Origin of the sequence: Epilithonimonas sp. JDS (genome assembly GCF_021261315.1) — a bacterium.
Taxonomy (GTDB): domain Bacteria; phylum Bacteroidota; class Bacteroidia; order Flavobacteriales; family Weeksellaceae; genus Epilithonimonas.
Genome location: NZ_JAJSAX010000001.1, coordinates 1,418,694 through 1,435,943 on the forward strand (window position 1 = coordinate 1,418,694; position 17,250 = coordinate 1,435,943).

Below are 17,250 nucleotides of genomic sequence, written 5' to 3' on the forward strand. Positions count from 1 at the left end.
TAAGCATAAAAAAGCGGAACTAAATTTTAGTTCCGCTTTTTCGTTATTTGATCTTCGAAAGAACATCTACCGTTTCTTCCAGATAGAAATCCCGTTCAAGATTCTTTCTCCAGTTTTCTGTTTTCTTGGCAAATGCCTCGTCTTTTTTAATTCTTTCTGCTTCGTCCGGATGAATGGTGAATTTCAATCCGTTGTTGAATTTGTCCAAACCTTTGAACTTCTCGATCTGCGCTTTACGCGTTTTCATCAGCTCATTGAATTTGGTTTGATTTAATGTAATCGTTTCTTCTTTATCCAGGGCTTCTTTCCATTCGGAAGATTCCTGCAGCATCTTGTAATTTTGATTGTTTACAAGTTGCTTGTCAAGTTCTGCCTGCAATTGAGGAATGTTAAGTCCAGCCAATTTCTTGTAAGAAGTAGTTTCAATTTTGTCCCAAGGCAAAGCGAATTGGTCAAAACGTTCTCCAATTTCTGAGTAGGAGAAGAAATCTTTCATCTTAAGGTCAGATTCCACACCTTTTCTCTGAGTCGATTCTCCGGAGATTCTGTAGAATTTCTGAATCGTTAATTTCAAAGCTCCGAAATCATCATTCGTATTCAGGAATCTGTTAAGCTCAACAAACGTCTGAACTGTTCCTTTTCCGAAAGAACTTGGCGAACCAATAATCGCTGCTCTTCCATAATCCTGAAATGCACCTGCAAGAATCTCTGAAGCCGAAGCCGACAATTCGTTTTGCATCACAACAAGCGGACCTGTCCAGATCGGCTCATTGGATTTGTTGCTCAACGTTTGAACTTTTCCACGGCTGTCTTTTACCTGAACATAAGGACCGGCATTCATAAACAAGCCCATAATATCACCAACTTCTGTCAAAGAACCACCGCCATTGCTTCGAAGATCCAGGATGATGCCTTCAACATTTTCTTTTTTAAGCTTAAGTAGTTCAGCTTTGATATCATCGGAAGCATTTCTGCCTTTAGGATCTTCAAAGTCCACATTAAAACTTGGAAGGTAGATGAAGCCGTATTTTTTTCCATTTTTCGCAGTCACCGCTATACTTCTTGCAAAAGTATCTTCAATTGCTACTTCTTCACGGATCATTGTTACTTCTTTGATGGTCTTGTCTTTTTTCTCAACGGTTAAAGTTACCGGAGTTCCTTTTTCACCACGGATCAATCTTACAGCTTCATCGGACAGCATTCCGACAACGTTTACCGCTTCTTCGTTCGGTTTTGATTTTACTTTTAAGATTTTATCGCCGGCTGTCAATTGCTTTGATTTCCAGGCTGGCGCACCGATTGTCAATTCACCCAGATACAGATAACCTCTTTTTTCTTGGATTAATGCACCAATTCCGATCACTTTTCCGGTGAACTGCATATCAAATTCCTCTTTACTTTTCGGAGAGAAATAATTGGTGTGAGGATCGAAAACTTCGGTGTAAGCGTTCATATAAACGGAGAACCAGTCCATTTTCTTTCTTTTCTTGAATCGTCTGAAAGAATCTGTGATCATATCTTTAACCTCCGCAGTTGCTTTCTCACGCTTCTTTTCCATAGAAAGTGGCGCATATTTGATCGTGTCCGGAAGTTTGTTGTTGATGACAGAATCTTTCTTTTTTTTCTGAGACTCTTCTTTGCTGGTCAAGGTTTCCATTTCCTGAAGGATGTTGTACTTGATGTACTTTTTCCACTCATTGTACTGTTGTTTGGCATCAGCCGGATTAACTCTTTTTTTCGGTTCAAGGATCAATTCGTCGTTTTCTTCCAAATTGATTGGTTTCGAAAGAATGTCCTGAGCCATTTTGTCGATTTCGTCAACACGCTGATAAAGTCTGTCGACTGTCAGTTTATAAAAAACGAGATTACCATTGTTCAGATAATCATCCAGCTTTGTGTAATGTTTTTTGAACTCATCCATATCGGATTGCAGGAAATATCTTTTGGATGCATCCACATCTTCCATATATTTATCAAAAACATCTTGTGAGTAAGCGTCGTTAATAGGTTTTGGACTGTAATGAAGGTATGAGAGTGTATTCTTTACGCTTACCATTATCGTCTGCATTTTTTCATCGTCATTTTGAGGGGAGTTGAAACAGAACATCAGCGTCATCAGTGGCGCAAACATCAGCAGTTTCTTGAACTTGATTTTTTTGAACATAAATTTTAATCTGTACTTATATTAGTCAAAATTTTCTTTTGAATGTTACGTTGGTATTCAAAAACGAAACCAAATTTAACACCTTATTTTATTTTACTCATTATAAATTGGTTATTTTTGAGATAATTTTGAAAATCTCGCAAAAAGCGAAAAATATAAATAAAATTTTATGAGCAAACCATTGATACTGGTAACCAATGATGATGGAATTACGGCGCCGGGAATTAGAAAATTAATCAGCATAGTCAACCAAATCGGAGACGTCATCGTAGTCGCTCCAAACTCTCCTCAAAGTGGAAAAGGGCACGCTATTACGATCAACTCAACTTTAAGCTTCGAAGAACTGAATCTTGATGGCCCTCAAAAAGATTTTTCATGTTCCGGAACACCTGTAGACTGCGTGAAAATGGCATTAGACAAAATCCTTCCGAGAAGACCGGATTTGGTGGTTTCAGGCGTCAATCACGGTTCCAATTCTTCTATTAATGTTATTTACTCTGGAACGATGTCTGCCGCAGTAGAAGCTGGAGTAGAAGGTTTGCCGGCGATTGGCTTTTCTCTTGGCGACTTGAAATGGGAAGCGGACTTTGACCAGGCTGAGGATTTTATTAAAGATATTATTCTGAAAACGATTGAAAAACCAATGCCTAAAGGCGTTGTGTTGAATGTCAATATTCCAAACCTTAAAAAAGAAGAGATCAAAGGCATCAAAGTCTGTAAGCAGGCGAATGCTAAATGGGAAGAAAGCTTCGACGAAAGAACCAATCCGCACGGTAAAAAATATTACTGGCTGACAGGCTATTTCAATAATATGGATGTGTCCGAAGATGCAGACGAAACTGCTTTAGCTAATGGATTCATCAGCATCGTTCCTGTGAAATTTGATTTGACAGCGTACGAGTATATGAATGAACTGAATTCTATTTATCAATAAAAAACAATGATGGATGGAATTTATGAAACAATTTCTGCGCGCAAATAATATTCCTATTTCAGAAGAAAGCTGGAAGATATATAGCGAGAAGAACGTTCGGATAGAATACAAAAAGGGAGACCAGATCCTCAAAGAAGGCGAAGTAGAAAACTACCTGTCTTTTGTGGAAGATGGTACAGCCAGATTGTTTTTTGTAAAACAAAATAGGGAGCTTACTACGCGGTTTGTCTTCAAGCACCAATATCTCACATCCTATGATTCTTTTTTGCAAAGGTCGCCGTCCAGATGCACTGTAGAGGCGCTTACAGATCTGGTTGTCTGGCAGATTCATTATGACGATCTACAGGAAGTCTACACAAAATCCAGCCAGGGAAATCTGATTGGAAGAGTGACAGTAGAACAGATTTATCTGGCAAAATCAGCGAAGGAATTCTCGTATCTGAGCGAATCTGCGGAAGAGCGATATTTGAAATTAATGAAAGAACAGCCGAATCTCTTTCAGCTGATCCCACTGAAACATATTGCCACATATCTTGGAATCACACCGCAGGCACTGAGCCGAATAAGAAAACGCATTTCTTAACCATGGTTCATTTGATATGTCATAAATAACATTTACATTTGTAAAGAGCATTCAGAATGAAAGTTCCGAATGACGAAAAAAAGTGTTCAGAGAGATCTGGATGCTTTTTTTATTAATTTTATCTTTGCAGCAAGTTTATTAATTATGATCGATCTTCCCGGACTTGCCATCAAAAATTTCCACCAAAAAACAAGCAGAGCAAAACTCTACGTTCACGATACTTTCGGTCCAAGGGTAGAAATGCCGATTTCTCTCTATTTCCGAAACGAAAAACAATTGCCCAAGCTCGAGAAGAAAGCGTTGGGTCTTTGCCAAGGAAAGGTTTTAGATATTGGGGCAGGCGCAGGAAGTCACGCCTTAATTCTTCAAAATAAAAATTTCGATGTCGTTGGATTGGAAATTTCTCCGGCAGCTTGTGAAGTAATGAAAGATCGAGGTTTGAAAAATGTGATTTGTGAAGATATTTTCAAATTTAATGATGAAAAATTCGACACACTTTTGTTATTAATGAACGGAATCGGATTGTGTGGCGATCTGGAAGGCTTCAGAAAATTTCTCAAAAAAGCAGAAACTTTGCTTAACGAAAATGGCATTTTAATTTTTGATTCTTCGGATATTAATTATATGTACGAGGACGATATATTCCCGACGGATCGATATTACGGTGAAGTTACTTGTAGCTACGAATATCAGAAGGAAGTTACAGATTGGTTCAAATGGCTTTATTTAGATCAGGAAACTTTAGAAAAAATAGCTACTGAAGAAGGCTGGAAATCAGAATTAATTTTCCGGGATGAGAATGATCAATATCTCGTAAAACTTTCTAAGAAATAAAAAAAACCGCCAATTGAAGGCGGTTTTGATATTATCATTGTACGTTAATACTTTTTACATTAATACAATCCTAATTGAAAGCATTGTCATAAGCCATCGATGAAAAATCAATTTTCAACATCGCTTGAGAATCGATTGGGTTTCCGTCACATTTTGCAGGTTTCCAAGTTTTATTGACTTTTTTAGCCGCTTCTTTCAAATCATTTAGGAAAGGTTCGCTGTTTGCAACTTTTGGTCCGGCTTCCAGTTTTGACATTACGCCGTCTTTGTTAATGTCCATTTTAACATAGAATAAACCGTTGATCACATAAGTTCTCCAGTTCACATTTTCCATCAATTTTTCTTTCAATTCTTTTATGTAGGCATCAGAACCTCCCGGATATCTTAAACTTTTAAATTTCGCCGGATCGCAGGAATTATCTTTGATTTGATAAATTCCTCTCACGTTATAAGCAACCGAACTTACGGAACTGTCCATCATCGGAATGTCGATGTTCATTGACTCTTCAACGTCATTGTTAGTCTGAGCCAAAGCAAAAGAACTTACAAATATGCTAACTGAAAGTAATAGTGATTTCATAGAATTTGATTTTGAAAAATATGAAAGAAATTTTATGCCAAAATGTTTCTAGCAACAAATTACAATACTTCAATCTGATTTTTCAATAGATCTTCAAACTCATCTCTTTTTCTGATGAGATGCGCTTTTCCGTCCAGGAACATCACTTCCGCAGGTTTCAATCTGGAGTTGAAATTTGAACTCATCTCAAAACCGTAAGCGCCCGCATTTCTGAAAACCAAAACATCGCCTTCTCTCACCTCATTTATTTTTCTGTCCCAAGCGAAAGTGTCTGTCTCACAGATATTTCCAACAACCGTATAAATTCTTTCTGCACCTTTTGGATTCGATAAATTTTCGATAATGTGATAAGAATCGTAGAACATCGGACGAATCAAATGATTGAAACCAGAATTCACACCCACAAAAACGGTCGCCGTTGTTTGTTTGATGACATTCGATTTTACCAAGAAATGGCCACTGTCACTCACAAGGAATTTTCCTGGCTCAAACCAAAGTTGGAATTTCTTCCCAGATTCTTCCTCGTATTTTTTGATAGATGCATTTACTTTTTTCCCAAGAGATTTTACATCCGTTTCGATGTCACCTTCTTGATAAGGCACTTTGAAACCGCTTCCCATATCCAGATATTTCAAATTCGGGAAATGTTCTGCCAATTCAAACATAATTTCAAGACCTTGGATGAAAACATCTGGGTCTTTGATTTCGCTTCCCGTATGCATATGAAGACCTTCCACATTCAGATTCGTAGATTTCATAACACGTTCGATGTGGCGCATCTGGTGAATCGAAATCCCAAATTTGGAATCAATATGGCCAGTCGAAATCTTGTGATTTCCACCAGCATAAATGTGCGGATTGATTCTCACAAAAATAGGATAAGAGCCACCGAATTTATTTCCAAATTGCTCAAGAATAGAGATGTTATCGATGTTGATATGCACTTTATGAGACATTGCTTCCTCAATCTCAGCCAAATCCACACAGTTTGGCGTGAATAGAATTCTGTCGTTGGAGAAACCAGCTTTCAAGCCCAATTTCACCTCGTTGATAGAAACGCAATCCAAAGATGCGCCCAGTTTTTCTACGTACTTCAGGATATTGATGTTGGTCAAGGCCTTTGCAGCGTAGAAAAAACGCGTGGTCTTCGAGAAGGAAGACGTCAGCTTTTTATACTGCTCGCTGATGGAATTAACGTCATAAACATACACGGGCGTCCCGCATTCTTTTGCTATACTTAGCAAGTCCTGATTGGTCATAATCGTAGATTTTTAAAAATAAAAAGGCAGATTCTTATATAAAGAGTCTGCCGCAATAGATATCTTATGCACGCAACTCATTATACATTCCAAACCTTAGAGAACCTTACAGCTCCCTTTTTTCCGATTTTGCTTTGTTTAAAATATTGCATTGCTTGTTGTTAATAAAATTTTGGCAAAATTAGAGTTTATCTGTAAATCTCGCAATTTTTGGATTGATTTTTATTTTTGAGGAAATAGTTAAAAAATAAAATAGAAAATGAATGACATTTAGTCTAAATTAAACTCAGCTAAAAAGCCAGAATGACTGTTGGTGATGAATTTTACAAAATAAGTTTGCCCGATTTGGGAATAGAATATATACCAACTTGTTTTTGTGTTGGCTTCATATCGGATATAATTCTCGCCAAATTTTATCAATTCTTTGGGTGTGCTTTTCGAAGGATAAATGCCAAGTTTTTCTTCAATAAAACTCCGAATATTATTGACATATGCTTCTGCACTTTCAGGAAAACCAAAGTAATCTTTCTCAAATAGAATGTTGATGAGATCTATGAAGTAAGATTTAACTTCTGGTGCATAGATTATTATTTTTTCCAAGGCAAAGTGTTAATATGTTCTTTGACAGAATCAAATAATTCATCGCCAGAAATTCCTACTTTTTTCCAATACGCCACTTTTTCTTCATCACTTAATTTTGCTTCATAGTCTGCGTCTAACGACTCGCTATTCATCAACTTAATGATCTGGTCTATGACATTTCTATCCTGCAAACTATTGATCCAATTTGTGATTTTGCGTTTTTCGCTTGCTAATGTTTCCATATTGCAGTATCTTTTTTACGAATTTACAAAAAATTTGAAAAGTAATTTTGTTATAAATATTTAGCTGTCGTTTCCAATTTTTACTTTTCCAAATTTTTAATATGATGCATCAGTCGTTTAAAATAGGCTGTAATATCTTCGTTTTTATGCAAGGGAAATGTTTCAGTTGCTAGCACAAAATTATCTATTAATCTATCATAAACCTTGAACTTCTCTGTCATTTTTTTTTCATCGTTCGTTTCCCAGTAACAGCTTTCATCAATCATTTTAAAATCTCGAAAATATTCACTGTCCAAATGTCTGAACAAATGAATAATAAGCTGGTGAATTTTCACTCCTGCATATTGCGTTTTTACGGAGTTGGTGTAGATCCAAGATTGTTTGTCATCGGAAAAATCTGTAGTAAATTTTACTCTTACAGGGCAAATAATAGCCCCATCTGACAGAAATGTAAGAGAAATGGTTTCACAATCAGAAGGAGTAAAACTTATTCCGAAAATTTTTTCAAAATCTTTTTCTTGACTGAACTTATTGTCTGGTAATTGAGTTTCGTAAATATTGTATTTCCAATTGTAAACTTCTGCTACGTTTTTTATTTCATCAATCAAATTTGGCAATAATGTAGCTTCTTTAAGAGAACCGCTGTAATGAATAGATAATCCCATAATTACTCAAATTATTCTTTTGGAAGTTCTTTTATCTCAAACTCATTCCTCAAAAGCGCCAACTGCAAATCATTCTGCAAATCCTGAGAGAATCTGGAAACGGGCAACATCAGTTTTTTAATTTTCTCCAAAGACTGGATTTGATGATACAAATCGTAAAACCCAAAACCAGTCAGTTTTCCGTTTTCTAAAATAAGGAAAGACTTTTCGCCCAAAGTTCTTCCGGATGAAGTCCAGATTTCGTTTCTTTTTTTAAGGTTGATTTTCTGTGTGAATTCCTCCAGATTTTCTTTCAGTTCCGGTTTTGATTTGATGTAATTGATGGCTTTTAAACCTTGTGTAAAACTTTTGAATCTCAAATAAGGTTTCCCTTCCTGCTCTTTTTTTATTTTCTCAAGAATGAATTTGTTCTTTCTGTAAAACAATCCGAAAGGCAAAGGTTGCGTTTTGCTTATGCCTTTATTCTTCATCATCAGCTTTGCAATCAGGTCGGTTCCGGTCAATTCGTAAGAAGTCAAAACTGCATCTTCCTGAATATTCTTGTATTTTCTGGAATCAGATTCAAGGATTTTTTTTGCGGATTTGTATAGGTCTTCTACAACATCAGAATGAATGATCTTCCCGTCAGAATTTTGGAAATATAAGATTCCGCGTTCGTTTGGAAGGTCTTCTGTCAGCAATTGGATTTTGTTGAGATAACTTTTGGCGTGGTTCTCTTCCTGTTGAGATTGGATGATCTCATTGGATTTATCTTTGATCATCAACAACTTGAACAAGTCCAAAGTCGCTCGTGCATCACCACTTGCTCGGTGCGCTTCCGTCAAAGGAATTCCGATGGATTTGCAAAGCTTGCTGAGTGAATAACTTTTCTCCTCCGGAATCAATTTTTTAGCTAATGGAATCGTATCTAAAGTATTGATATTGAATTCATAACCAAGTCGTTTGAACGATTGGCGAAGCATCCGATAATCGAAGTCGATATTATGACCGACCAAAGTTGAATCCTGCGTGATCTCTACCACACGTTTTGCAATCTCGTGAAATTTCGGAGCGGTCAAAACCATTTTGGACGAGATTCCTGTCAACTTTTGAACAAAAGAAGAGATCTCATCTTCGGGATTCACGAGCGAGATAAATTGATCTGTGATCTCGTGACCGTCATAGCGGTAGATCGCAATCTCTATGATGCTTTCCTTCCGAAATGGTGCGCCGTTACTTTCTATATCTATTACTGAGTACATCTACATTTTGCTTTTTGCTGTTATGATTTGCAAGAACTTCATTCCAGCATTCTGTTTTTTATGATTTCGATTTTTTCAATAGATCCGGCTGGCGTGATTGTAATGTTCTTTTGGCCTTTTTCTACATAAAAATAATAAACACTGTTAGAATCAATCATATAAACATCAACATCTTTACCGTTATCATAAGTAATTCTGTAATTAAATTTCATATCATTATTTTTAATTCTATCTCTGGCAGATATACCGAAACCTAGTCCACCACCAAGGAAAAAGCAGCCAATCATGATGAGAATAGAAGTAATGAATTGATTTTTTATAAAGTTCTTAACCTCCTGATCGGTTGCGCTTGCATTTTTGTTTAGAAATCGTTTGACTGCAAATGAATTCCGAACCCAGTTTTTATGGCTATTATTAATTTGAAACTTATTGTATAGGAACAAAGAGTAGATAATCAAAGCCACAGCAACCAATAAGATTGGATACCTGGTGATATCTGAGATTGGACTCATCAATACATCTGTAATTGACGAAAATTTGATAAAATTAATTCCTAATGCAAAGAAAAAAACGCCATCTTTCAAAATCCCTAAAACTATGAGATAGAAATATCCCAATGGAAGAAGCGTCTGTAATTTTTCTATCGATTTATAATCCATCAATTATCTTCTTTTCTTCAAACTGAACATTCCCAAAATAAACTTCGCGCCTTCTCTTGCCAAAGTGTTCAAAAAAGTTTTTCCTGCACGGCTTTCAATGACCTGCTCAAACATTCCGGGTTCTTCTTTTGGTTGTGCTGTTCTACCTTTTGCAATTGGCGGAATTTCGGTTTGCATATGTTCCTGAATTCTTTTGTTGAGGATTTCGTAGGCGCTTTCTTTGTCGATGTTTTCCTCATATTTTCTGACTAATGCGGAGTTTTTTGTCAAATCATCAATTTCCGATGAGGTCAAAATATCCATTCTACTTTCGGGAGAAATTAAATAAGTGTGAACCAAAGGCGTCGGGATTCCTTTCTCATTAAGCGCTGTCACAAAAGCTTCCCCGATTCCTAGATTTTGGATGAGTTCGCTGGCGTTGTAAAATTCTGTTGTTGGATAATTCTCCACCGCTTTATCGATTTCTTTTTTGTCTTTTCCAGTAAAACCTCTCAAGGCGTGCTGGATTTTTAAACCTAATTGGCTTAAGATATTCTCAGGAACATCACCCGGAATTTGAGTGATGAAATAAATCCCGATGCCTTTTGAACGAATCAACTTCACCATCGTTTCAATCTGAGAAAGCAAAGTTTTTGAAGCTTCGTTGAAAAGCAAATGTGCTTCGTCGATGAACAAAACCAATTTCGGTTTCCCGCTATCGCCTTCCTCTGGGAAAGTCATATAGATTTCCGCAAACAGTGATAAAATAAAGGTCGAAAAAAGATTTGGTTTGCTTTGAATATCATCTACACGGAAGATATTCACAACACCTTTTCCGTCTCTCGTCTGCAAAAGGTCTTCAACATCGAAACTTGGTTCTCCGAAAAAAGTAGCAGCGCCTTGTTGTTCCATCGCAACGATTGAGCGAAGAATCGCTCCCAAAGATGCCGGCGCAATTGAGCCGTAATTGTCAGCCAATTCCTTTTTGCCAATCGGATTATCGGTTACGTACTGAAGGACTTTTTTCAAGTCATTCAAATCGACCAAAGGCAAAGCTTTGTCATCGCAGTATTTGAAAACGATGGACATAATGCTTTGCTGCGTGTCATTCAGCCCAAGAATTTTACTTAATAAAATCGGTCCGAATTCCAAAACCGTTGCGCGAAGTTTTACACCTTTTGCACCGGAAATGGTCATTAATTCAACCGGAAAATTCTGTGGAGAATATGGTAAGCCTGTTTTTGAATATCGTTCTTTGATGTTGTCGTTTTCAACACCAGATTCAGCGATTCCGGAAAGGTCACCTTTGATGTCCATTACCAAAGTCGGGATTCCGGCGTGAGACAATTGCTCTACGAACACCTGAAGCGTTTTGGTCTTTCCAGTTCCTGTTGCACCGGCAATCAAGCCGTGTCTGTTCACAGTTTTCAAGGGAATCGAGACATTGACTTCGGTGACGATCTCGCCGTCCAACATTCCTTTTCCTAGGATGATGTGGTCGCCTTTGGGGTTGTATTTTGAGTTGAGGTCGGTTATGAATTTTTCTTTATTTGACATCGAATGGTTTTTAAAAGCTTAAATTTAAAAATAATTTTCAGAAACGGTTTTAAAACTTGAACTAAATAGTTGCGCATCACAAGTTTTTATTCCATATCAATTATCTTTGTGCTCAAATGCAATTGTATGCGCGCCTACAACACAAAGAACTTCCTGAAGATCCTGATCAGTCTTCATAAAACAGATACGCTGAAAATCTTGTTCCCTACAATGCTTCTCGTGGGACTTTATTCTTACGGGATGTATTACCTGGAGATCGAATATCTGCATCTCACAGAAAAATCGACAGTCAGCCACATCGGAATGCTGCATTCTTTATTGGGATTTGTCTTGTCTTTACTTTTGGTTTTCCGGACCAATACGGCGTACGATCGCTGGTGGGAAGGCCGAAAGCTGTGGGGGAAACTCGTGAATGACAGCCGGAATTTTATGATCAAGATCTGTGGCATTCTGGATGAGAAAGATGTCAAAACAAAAAATCAGATCGCAAAATATATTAAGTTCTTCCCCCATTTTCTATCCAGCCATCTTTCCAAAGAATCCACAAGACTGGTTCTGGACAAGGATTTTGCAGAGCTCGCCAAAGAATTGAAACATCATCCACCGGCAGAATTGGTTTTTTTATTAACCAAAAAACTTTTTCATCTTAAAAAAGAAGGGAAAATATCGGATACAGAAATGTTGTTTCTTGATGCGCAGTTGTCCGGTTTTCTGGATGTTTGCGGTGGTTGTGAAAGAATCAAAAACACGCCAATTCCTTATTCCTATTCATCATTCATCAAAAAGTTTGTGGTTTTTTACGTTGTAGCTTTGCCTGTTGCAAATGTTGTGAACCTCGGTATTTTTATGATCCCAATTACGATGTTTGTGTATTATGTTTTGATGAGTTTGGAGTTGATCGCCGAAGAAATAGAAGATCCGTTCAACAACGACGAGAACGATATCCCAATGGAATCTATCGCAAAGAATATCGAGAGAAATATTGATTTAATTATAAATAAAGCCTAAACCGTGACGAAGAAACTGAAACTTGAAGAATTGGGGAGAATAGATGTTGAAACATTCAAAAACACAGCGAAGATTCCGCTCGTTATCATTCTGGACAGCGTAAGAAGTATGCACAATGTGGGCGCTATTTTCCGAACCGGCGATGCGTTTCTGATTGAAAAAGTGGTGCTTTGCGGCATCACGCCTCAACCGCCTCACCGCGAAATTCACAAAGCGGCGCTTGGCGCTACGGAAAGTGTGGATTGGATCTACGAGCAGGATATTAATATTGCTATTGAAAATCTTAAGAAAGAAAACTTCAATATTATTGGGATCGAACAAACTTCCGACAGCCAAATGATTACTGATTTTGAAATTAAGTCTGATGAAAAATACGCTCTGATCTTAGGAAATGAAGTCGACGGAATCAGTGATGAAGCATTGCCAAATGTTGATACATTTTTGGAAATCCCTCAGTTGGGAACAAAGCATTCTTTGAACGTAAGTGTCTGTGGCGGAATCGTCATTTGGGAGTTTGCGAAAAACCTGAGTTCTTTAAAATAAAAAAACTGCAGACACAATGAAGTGTTGCAGTTTGAAATAAATCTAATAAAAAGTAAAAATGAAAGGCGACAAAGATATATTTTTTGTTTAATACAAAGCAATACTTTTTATAAAATTTCATAAAAATTTTTAAAATCTTTTGTGGCTAAGGATTTTTTGTAAATTAGCATAATGTTTATAAAAGACTACATTTCCAAAGATTATCCCGCATTCAGCAGAAAAGATTCCATAGAGGAAGCTTCTGAGGTTGCGAAAGAGTTCGGATACTCTCACGTTTTCATTGTGAGCAAAGGTGTTTTTCTGGGCGGACTCAGCCAGTCTTTTCTGGAAGACAGTCCTGAGGGGAAATTGGATAGTCTTAATATTCACTATGAGCGATTTGCCATCATAGAGGACAGCAGTATTCTCGATAGCATCAAGCTTTTCCATACTTTCAATGCGAATGTGATTCCTGTAATTTCAAAAGAGGAGAAATATCTGGGTTACATTTCCTGCGATGACATCTTCAATGAGTTTTCAAAATATCCATTGTTCTCCGAGAACGGTGCAATCTTGACGATCCAAACGACAGGTTTGCATTATTCGATGACAGAGATCACTCAAATTGTGGAAAGCAACAATGCGAAGATCTACGGCACGTTCATCAGCGCCATCAAAGAAGATAGTATAGAAATTACGTTGAAGATCAGCAATGAAAATCTAAGTTCCATTGATGAAACCTTCGAAAGATATGGCTACACGGTGGTTACCAAACATTACGACGACGAGAAAGAAGAACTGTTGAAAGACCGATTTGGGTTTTTTCAGAAATTTTTGGAGATATAATTTATGAAGGCAGCTATCTATTCTCAAAAGAAAGACCTCGATACTTTTTTGTATCTCAACAAGTTCATTTCCGAATTGGCGTTAAGAGATGTTAAAGTGGTTTTGCACGCGGAGATGGCGGAGAATCTTAATTTTTCTAAGGAATTCGACACATTTTCCGGGAAAGATGAGCTGAAAAGTAAAAACGTCAATATCGTTTTCAGTTTTGGAGGCGACGGAACAATCCTTAACGCTTTGACCTTTATCCAAGATTTAGAAATTCCAATTATTGGGGTTAATACAGGCCGATTGGGATTTTTGGCCAACTTCAGAAAAGATCAGATCTTTGACGAGTTGGATTCTATTATCCTAGATAAAAATTACAATATCAGCGAACGTTCTGTCATCAAAATCACAACGGACAATCCAAATGATATCGATTTTCCTTTTGCCCTAAATGATGTCAGCCTTTCCAGAAAGGAAACCACATCCATGATCACGGTGGAATCTTACATCAGCGAAGAATTCCTGAACGTTTTTTGGGGCGACGGATTAATAGTTTCTACGCCAACAGGTTCTACAGCTTACTCATTGAGTTGTGGTGGACCAATCATTTCGCCAGCGAATGACAATTTCGTCATTACGCCAATCGCACCTCACAATCTGAATGTTCGTCCACTCATCGTAAAAGATGATGCAAAAATAAAGCTGATTGTCAAAAGTCGGGTAGAGCAGTATACTTTGGCTTTGGATTCCAGACTTTATCATATGGAGATCGGAAGCGAGATCAACATTGAAAAAGCAGATTTCTCCCTGTTTCTTATTAAACCGAAAAATTTCAGTTTCTATGAAACGATAAGACAGAAATTGCTTTGGGGGAATGATAAGAGGAATTAATTAAAAATATTAGTCATAACATAAGACTGAAAATTCGAACTTTAAATAATTAATAATTTTGTAACTTTACCGTTCAAAAAAAATCTTAAAAATATATTCAAAATGAGCAGAAAATTTCCGGCAGGAGTTGCCACTGGTTCTTTAGTAACAGAAATATTCGATTATGCAAAAGAGAAGCAATTCGCACTTCCGGCAGCTAATGTAATTGGATCAAGTAATGTAAACGCAACGTTGGAAACTGCTGCGAAACTAAATGCACCTGTTATCATCCAGTTTTCAAACGGAGGATCTATTTTCAACGCTGGAAAAAGCTTGAACAATGATAACCAAAAAGCTGCAGTTCTTGGAGCTATTGCTGGAGCCAAACATATCCACACTTTGGCAGAAGCTTATGGAGCGACTGTAATTTTACACACAGACCATTGCGCAAAGAAATTGTTACCTTGGATCGACGGTCTATTGGACGCAAGTGAGGAGTTCTACAAGCAAAACGGAAAATCTCTTTATTCTTCTCATATGTTGGATTTCTCTGAGGAGCCAATTGAAGAAAACCTGGAGCTTTCTGCAAAATATTTCGAGAGAATGAACAAAATGGGAATGACTCTTGAGATCGAATTAGGTGTAACTGGAGGAGAAGAAGACGGCGTTGACAACTCTGACGTTGACAGCTCAAAACTTTACACACAACCGGAAGAAGTAGCTCACGCTTACGAAGTTTTGAAAAACATCTCTGATAATTTCACAATCGCAGCAGCTTTCGGAAACGTACACGGTGTTTACAAACCAGGAAACGTAAAATTGACGCCGAAAATTCTTGACAATTCTCAAAAATATGTTCAGGAGAAATTCGGAACAGGAGAGAAGCCTGTAAACTTCGTATTCCACGGTGGATCCGGTTCTACTTTGGAAGAGATTAGAGAAGCCATCGGTTACGGTGTTGTGAAAATGAACATTGATACAGATCTTCAATTCGGATACACAGAAGGAATCAGAGATTACATGACAGAGAAAATCGAATATCTACGTCATCAAATCGGAAATCCAGAAGGAGAGGATGCACCGAACAAGAAATTCTACGATCCAAGAGTTTGGGTAAGAAAAGGAGAAGAAACTTATATTAAAAGATTGACTCAGGCTTTCGAAGATCTGAACAACATTAATACACTTTAAATTTATAATTGATAAATGATGATTGATCTGTCCTTGCGATATTTCGGTCATCATTTATCATTTATCATTCATCAATTATAGATTATATGGCATTTGATTGGTTTAAAAGGAAAGGGCAAAATATTACCACTTCTACAGAAGACAAAAAGGACGTTCCAAAAGGACTTTGGCACAAAACGCCAACAGGAAAAATCATAGAAGCTGAAGAACTCAAAGCTAATAATTTTGTGTCTCCGGAAGATGGTTTCCACGTAAGAATTGGAAGTAGAGAATACTTTGATATGCTTTTCGATGATCAGAAATTCAAAGAGTTGGATGCTGATGTGGAAAGTGTTGATATTCTTAAATTTAAGGATACAAAATCTTATACAGACCGTCTGAAAGAAGTGAAAGCCAAAACCAAATTGACAGATTCCATTCGTAATGCGACGGGAAAAGTAAACGGTGTGGAAATGGTGATCTCTTGTATGGATTTTGCTTTCATCGGTGGATCTTTGGGATCTGTGATGGGTGAGAAGATCAGAAGAGCGATCGACTATTGTATCAAGCATAAATTGCCTTATATGATCATCTGCCAATCTGGTGGAGCAAGAATGCAAGAGGCGGCTTACTCATTGATGCAGTTGGCAAAAGTTCAAGCCAAATTGGTTCAACTTTCTGATGCTGGCCTGCCTTATATTGCTTATTTAACAGATCCGACTTTTGGTGGAATTACCGCTTCTTTTGCAATGACAGCAGATTTAATTGTCGCAGAGCCAAGTGCTTTGATCGGATTCGCAGGACCAAGAGTAATCCGTGAAACCATTGGTAAAGATTTGCCGGAAGGTTTCCAAACCTCAGAATTCTTGCAGGAAAAAGGTTTTGTCGATTTTATCGTGAAGAGAACCGAGATCAAACATCAAGTTTCAAGAGCGGTAAAACTTTTGATCCACGAATATCATTGATCAAATTATTGAACTAAAAATAGACTCTCTCAAATCTGGGAGAGTTTTTTATTGATGAGATTTATAGGCATATTTTTCAGAGCATTAAAATCATTAACCTTTAATAAATTACTGAAGGTCTTTTCCATTGGAATCATGCATCCATTGTTTGCATTTTTGTACACTTATGCAAGCCTTAAAGCTTTCAAAATAGCAAAGGAATTATATCCTGAAAGCAACTCCAACAGCGGCATTGGAAATGCCTTCCGACACGCTTATTGGTGTTGTATCATTATGATGTACTTCTGCAAAGTATCTTCGCCCGAGAAGTCATTAAAATGGTGCAAAAGATTAACGGAAATGCACGAAGATCTTTTCCCGAACAAACCTTTGGAGACGAAAATGGATCTTCACAACAATCAGCTTGGGATGGATTATTTTATGAGTCTTTTGCCGGGCGTACACCGTCAGTTTTTTGAAAGCACTTTCTTTATTGAGGAACTTCAGAAAAAGACAAAAGATGCGGTTTTGATCACGTCAGTTGAAGAAGAAGTTGCTAAAGATATTTTAATCTATTTAGAATAAAAAAGAACGCCCGATTGAGCGTTCTTTTCAATTATTAATTC

At 37.3% G+C, this 17,250-nt stretch carries 19 protein-coding genes; 10 read left to right on the top strand and 9 right to left on the bottom strand.

Annotated elements, in window-relative coordinates; genetic code table 11:
- Nucleotides 1-43: 43 nt before the first annotated feature.
- Nucleotides 44-2,164: a carboxy terminal-processing peptidase gene (locus LUD75_RS06710; RefSeq protein WP_232704881.1), complete on the bottom strand. Its 2,121-nt coding sequence runs from the start codon at nt 2,162-2,164 to the stop codon at nt 44-46.
- 169 nt (nt 2,165-2,333) lie between these two features.
- Here LUD75_RS06710 and surE point away from each other — a divergent pair, with 169 nt between their 5' ends.
- From surE to LUD75_RS06725, 3 genes are all read left to right on the top strand, one after another.
- A complete protein-coding gene (gene surE / locus LUD75_RS06715) occupies nt 2,334-3,098 on the top strand; it encodes a 5'/3'-nucleotidase SurE (protein WP_232704882.1) in 765 nt (254 codons plus the stop codon).
- A gap of 13 nt (nt 3,099-3,111) precedes the next feature.
- A complete protein-coding gene (locus tag LUD75_RS06720; RefSeq protein ID WP_232704883.1) occupies nt 3,112-3,681 on the top strand; it encodes a Crp/Fnr family transcriptional regulator in 570 nt (189 codons plus the stop codon).
- 69 nt (nt 3,682-3,750) lie between these two features.
- On the top strand, nt 3,751-4,515 hold the full coding sequence (locus LUD75_RS06725) for a methyltransferase domain-containing protein (protein ID WP_232704884.1): 765 nt from the start codon (nt 3,751-3,753) through the stop codon (nt 4,513-4,515).
- 70 nt (nt 4,516-4,585) lie between these two features.
- Here LUD75_RS06725 and LUD75_RS06730 read toward each other — a convergent pair whose 3' ends face one another.
- The 8 genes from LUD75_RS06730 to LUD75_RS06765 form a co-directional block, all read right to left on the bottom strand.
- The gene (locus LUD75_RS06730; RefSeq protein ID WP_232704885.1) at nt 4,586-5,095 is read right to left on the bottom strand and encodes a hypothetical protein; all 510 of its coding nucleotides are present in this window, start codon (nt 5,093-5,095) and stop codon (nt 4,586-4,588) included.
- A 59-nt stretch (nt 5,096-5,154) separates the two neighbouring features.
- A complete protein-coding gene (gene lysA / locus LUD75_RS06735) occupies nt 5,155-6,354 on the bottom strand; it encodes a diaminopimelate decarboxylase (protein ID WP_232704886.1) in 1,200 nt (399 codons plus the stop codon).
- A 270-nt stretch (nt 6,355-6,624) separates the two neighbouring features.
- Entirely contained in the window at nt 6,625-6,954 is a 330-nt protein-coding gene (locus LUD75_RS06740; protein ID WP_232704887.1) for a hypothetical protein, read from the bottom strand.
- Nucleotides 6,942-7,178: a hypothetical protein gene (locus LUD75_RS06745; protein ID WP_232704888.1), complete on the bottom strand. Its 237-nt coding sequence runs from the start codon at nt 7,176-7,178 to the stop codon at nt 6,942-6,944. The genes LUD75_RS06740 and LUD75_RS06745 overlap by 13 nt, the downstream gene beginning before the upstream one ends.
- An 80-nt stretch (nt 7,179-7,258) precedes the next feature.
- On the bottom strand, nt 7,259-7,843 hold the full coding sequence (locus LUD75_RS06750) for a hypothetical protein (protein WP_232704889.1): 585 nt from the start codon (nt 7,841-7,843) through the stop codon (nt 7,259-7,261).
- Between the two features lie 11 nt (nt 7,844-7,854).
- The gene (locus LUD75_RS06755; RefSeq protein WP_232704890.1) at nt 7,855-9,084 is read right to left on the bottom strand and encodes a 3'-5' exonuclease; all 1,230 of its coding nucleotides are present in this window, start codon (nt 9,082-9,084) and stop codon (nt 7,855-7,857) included.
- Nucleotides 9,085-9,122: 38 nt separating this feature from the next.
- A complete protein-coding gene (locus LUD75_RS06760) occupies nt 9,123-9,743 on the bottom strand; it encodes a hypothetical protein (RefSeq protein ID WP_232704891.1) in 621 nt (206 codons plus the stop codon).
- A 3-nt stretch (nt 9,744-9,746) separates the two neighbouring features.
- Nucleotides 9,747-11,279, bottom strand: a complete 1,533-nt coding sequence (locus tag LUD75_RS06765; RefSeq protein ID WP_232704892.1) for a helicase HerA-like domain-containing protein — start codon at nt 11,277-11,279, stop codon at nt 9,747-9,749.
- 126 nt (nt 11,280-11,405) lie between these two features.
- On the opposite strand from LUD75_RS06765, the gene LUD75_RS06770 reads away from it, so the two are divergent.
- From LUD75_RS06770 to LUD75_RS06800, 7 genes are all read left to right on the top strand, one after another.
- Nucleotides 11,406-12,287 carry a bestrophin family ion channel gene (locus tag LUD75_RS06770; protein WP_232704893.1) on the top strand — a complete coding sequence of 294 codons (882 nt, stop codon included), beginning with the start codon at nt 11,406-11,408 and terminating at the stop codon, nt 12,285-12,287.
- A gap of 3 nt (nt 12,288-12,290) precedes the next feature.
- A complete protein-coding gene (locus tag LUD75_RS06775) occupies nt 12,291-12,830 on the top strand; it encodes an RNA methyltransferase (RefSeq protein WP_232704894.1) in 540 nt (179 codons plus the stop codon).
- A 171-nt stretch (nt 12,831-13,001) separates the two neighbouring features.
- Nucleotides 13,002-13,655 carry a CBS domain-containing protein gene (locus tag LUD75_RS06780; RefSeq protein ID WP_232704895.1) on the top strand — a complete coding sequence of 218 codons (654 nt, stop codon included), beginning with the start codon at nt 13,002-13,004 and terminating at the stop codon, nt 13,653-13,655.
- 3 nt (nt 13,656-13,658) lie between these two features.
- Nucleotides 13,659-14,531, top strand: a complete 873-nt coding sequence (locus LUD75_RS06785; protein ID WP_232704896.1) for an NAD kinase — start codon at nt 13,659-13,661, stop codon at nt 14,529-14,531.
- 102 nt (nt 14,532-14,633) lie between these two features.
- Nucleotides 14,634-15,701, top strand: coding sequence for a class II fructose-bisphosphate aldolase (fbaA, locus tag LUD75_RS06790; RefSeq protein WP_232704897.1), 1,068 nt, complete (start codon nt 14,634-14,636; stop codon nt 15,699-15,701).
- A gap of 86 nt (nt 15,702-15,787) precedes the next feature.
- Complete coding sequence (gene accD, locus LUD75_RS06795) at nt 15,788-16,645, top strand: acetyl-CoA carboxylase, carboxyltransferase subunit beta (RefSeq protein ID WP_232704898.1); 858 nt, start codon at nt 15,788-15,790, stop codon at nt 16,643-16,645.
- A gap of 135 nt (nt 16,646-16,780) precedes the next feature.
- Nucleotides 16,781-17,209 carry a hypothetical protein gene (locus LUD75_RS06800; protein ID WP_317207307.1) on the top strand — a complete coding sequence of 143 codons (429 nt, stop codon included), beginning with the start codon at nt 16,781-16,783 and terminating at the stop codon, nt 17,207-17,209.
- The last annotated feature ends 41 nt before the right edge of the window (nt 17,210-17,250 follow it).

Bases quoted from the DNA above. Each gene is read 5' to 3' on its own strand.
- LUD75_RS06710 (WP_232704881.1), bottom strand. From the start codon at position 2,164: ATGTTCAAAAAAATCAAGTTCAAGAAACTGCTGATGTTTGCGCCACTG.
- surE (WP_232704882.1), top strand. From the start codon at position 2,334: ATGAGCAAACCATTGATACTGGTAACCAATGATGATGGAATTACGGCG.
- LUD75_RS06720 (WP_232704883.1), top strand. From the start codon at position 3,112: ATGGAATTTATGAAACAATTTCTGCGCGCAAATAATATTCCTATTTCA.
- LUD75_RS06725 (WP_232704884.1), top strand. From the start codon at position 3,751: ATGACGAAAAAAAGTGTTCAGAGAGATCTGGATGCTTTTTTTATTAAT.
- LUD75_RS06730 (WP_232704885.1), bottom strand. From the start codon at position 5,095: ATGAAATCACTATTACTTTCAGTTAGCATATTTGTAAGTTCTTTTGCT.
- lysA (WP_232704886.1), bottom strand. From the start codon at position 6,354: ATGACCAATCAGGACTTGCTAAGTATAGCAAAAGAATGCGGGACGCCC.
- LUD75_RS06745 (WP_232704888.1), bottom strand. From the start codon at position 7,178: ATGGAAACATTAGCAAGCGAAAAACGCAAAATCACAAATTGGATCAAT.
- LUD75_RS06750 (WP_232704889.1), bottom strand. From the start codon at position 7,843: ATGGGATTATCTATTCATTACAGCGGTTCTCTTAAAGAAGCTACATTA.
- LUD75_RS06755 (WP_232704890.1), bottom strand. From the start codon at position 9,084: ATGTACTCAGTAATAGATATAGAAAGTAACGGCGCACCATTTCGGAAG.
- LUD75_RS06760 (WP_232704891.1), bottom strand. From the start codon at position 9,743: ATGGATTATAAATCGATAGAAAAATTACAGACGCTTCTTCCATTGGGA.
- LUD75_RS06765 (WP_232704892.1), bottom strand. From the start codon at position 11,279: ATGTCAAATAAAGAAAAATTCATAACCGACCTCAACTCAAAATACAAC.
- LUD75_RS06770 (WP_232704893.1), top strand. From the start codon at position 11,406: ATGCGCGCCTACAACACAAAGAACTTCCTGAAGATCCTGATCAGTCTT.
- LUD75_RS06780 (WP_232704895.1), top strand. From the start codon at position 13,002: ATGTTTATAAAAGACTACATTTCCAAAGATTATCCCGCATTCAGCAGA.
- LUD75_RS06785 (WP_232704896.1), top strand. From the start codon at position 13,659: ATGAAGGCAGCTATCTATTCTCAAAAGAAAGACCTCGATACTTTTTTG.
- fbaA (WP_232704897.1), top strand. From the start codon at position 14,634: ATGAGCAGAAAATTTCCGGCAGGAGTTGCCACTGGTTCTTTAGTAACA.
- accD (WP_232704898.1), top strand. From the start codon at position 15,788: ATGGCATTTGATTGGTTTAAAAGGAAAGGGCAAAATATTACCACTTCT.
- LUD75_RS06800 (WP_317207307.1), top strand. From the start codon at position 16,781: ATGCATCCATTGTTTGCATTTTTGTACACTTATGCAAGCCTTAAAGCT.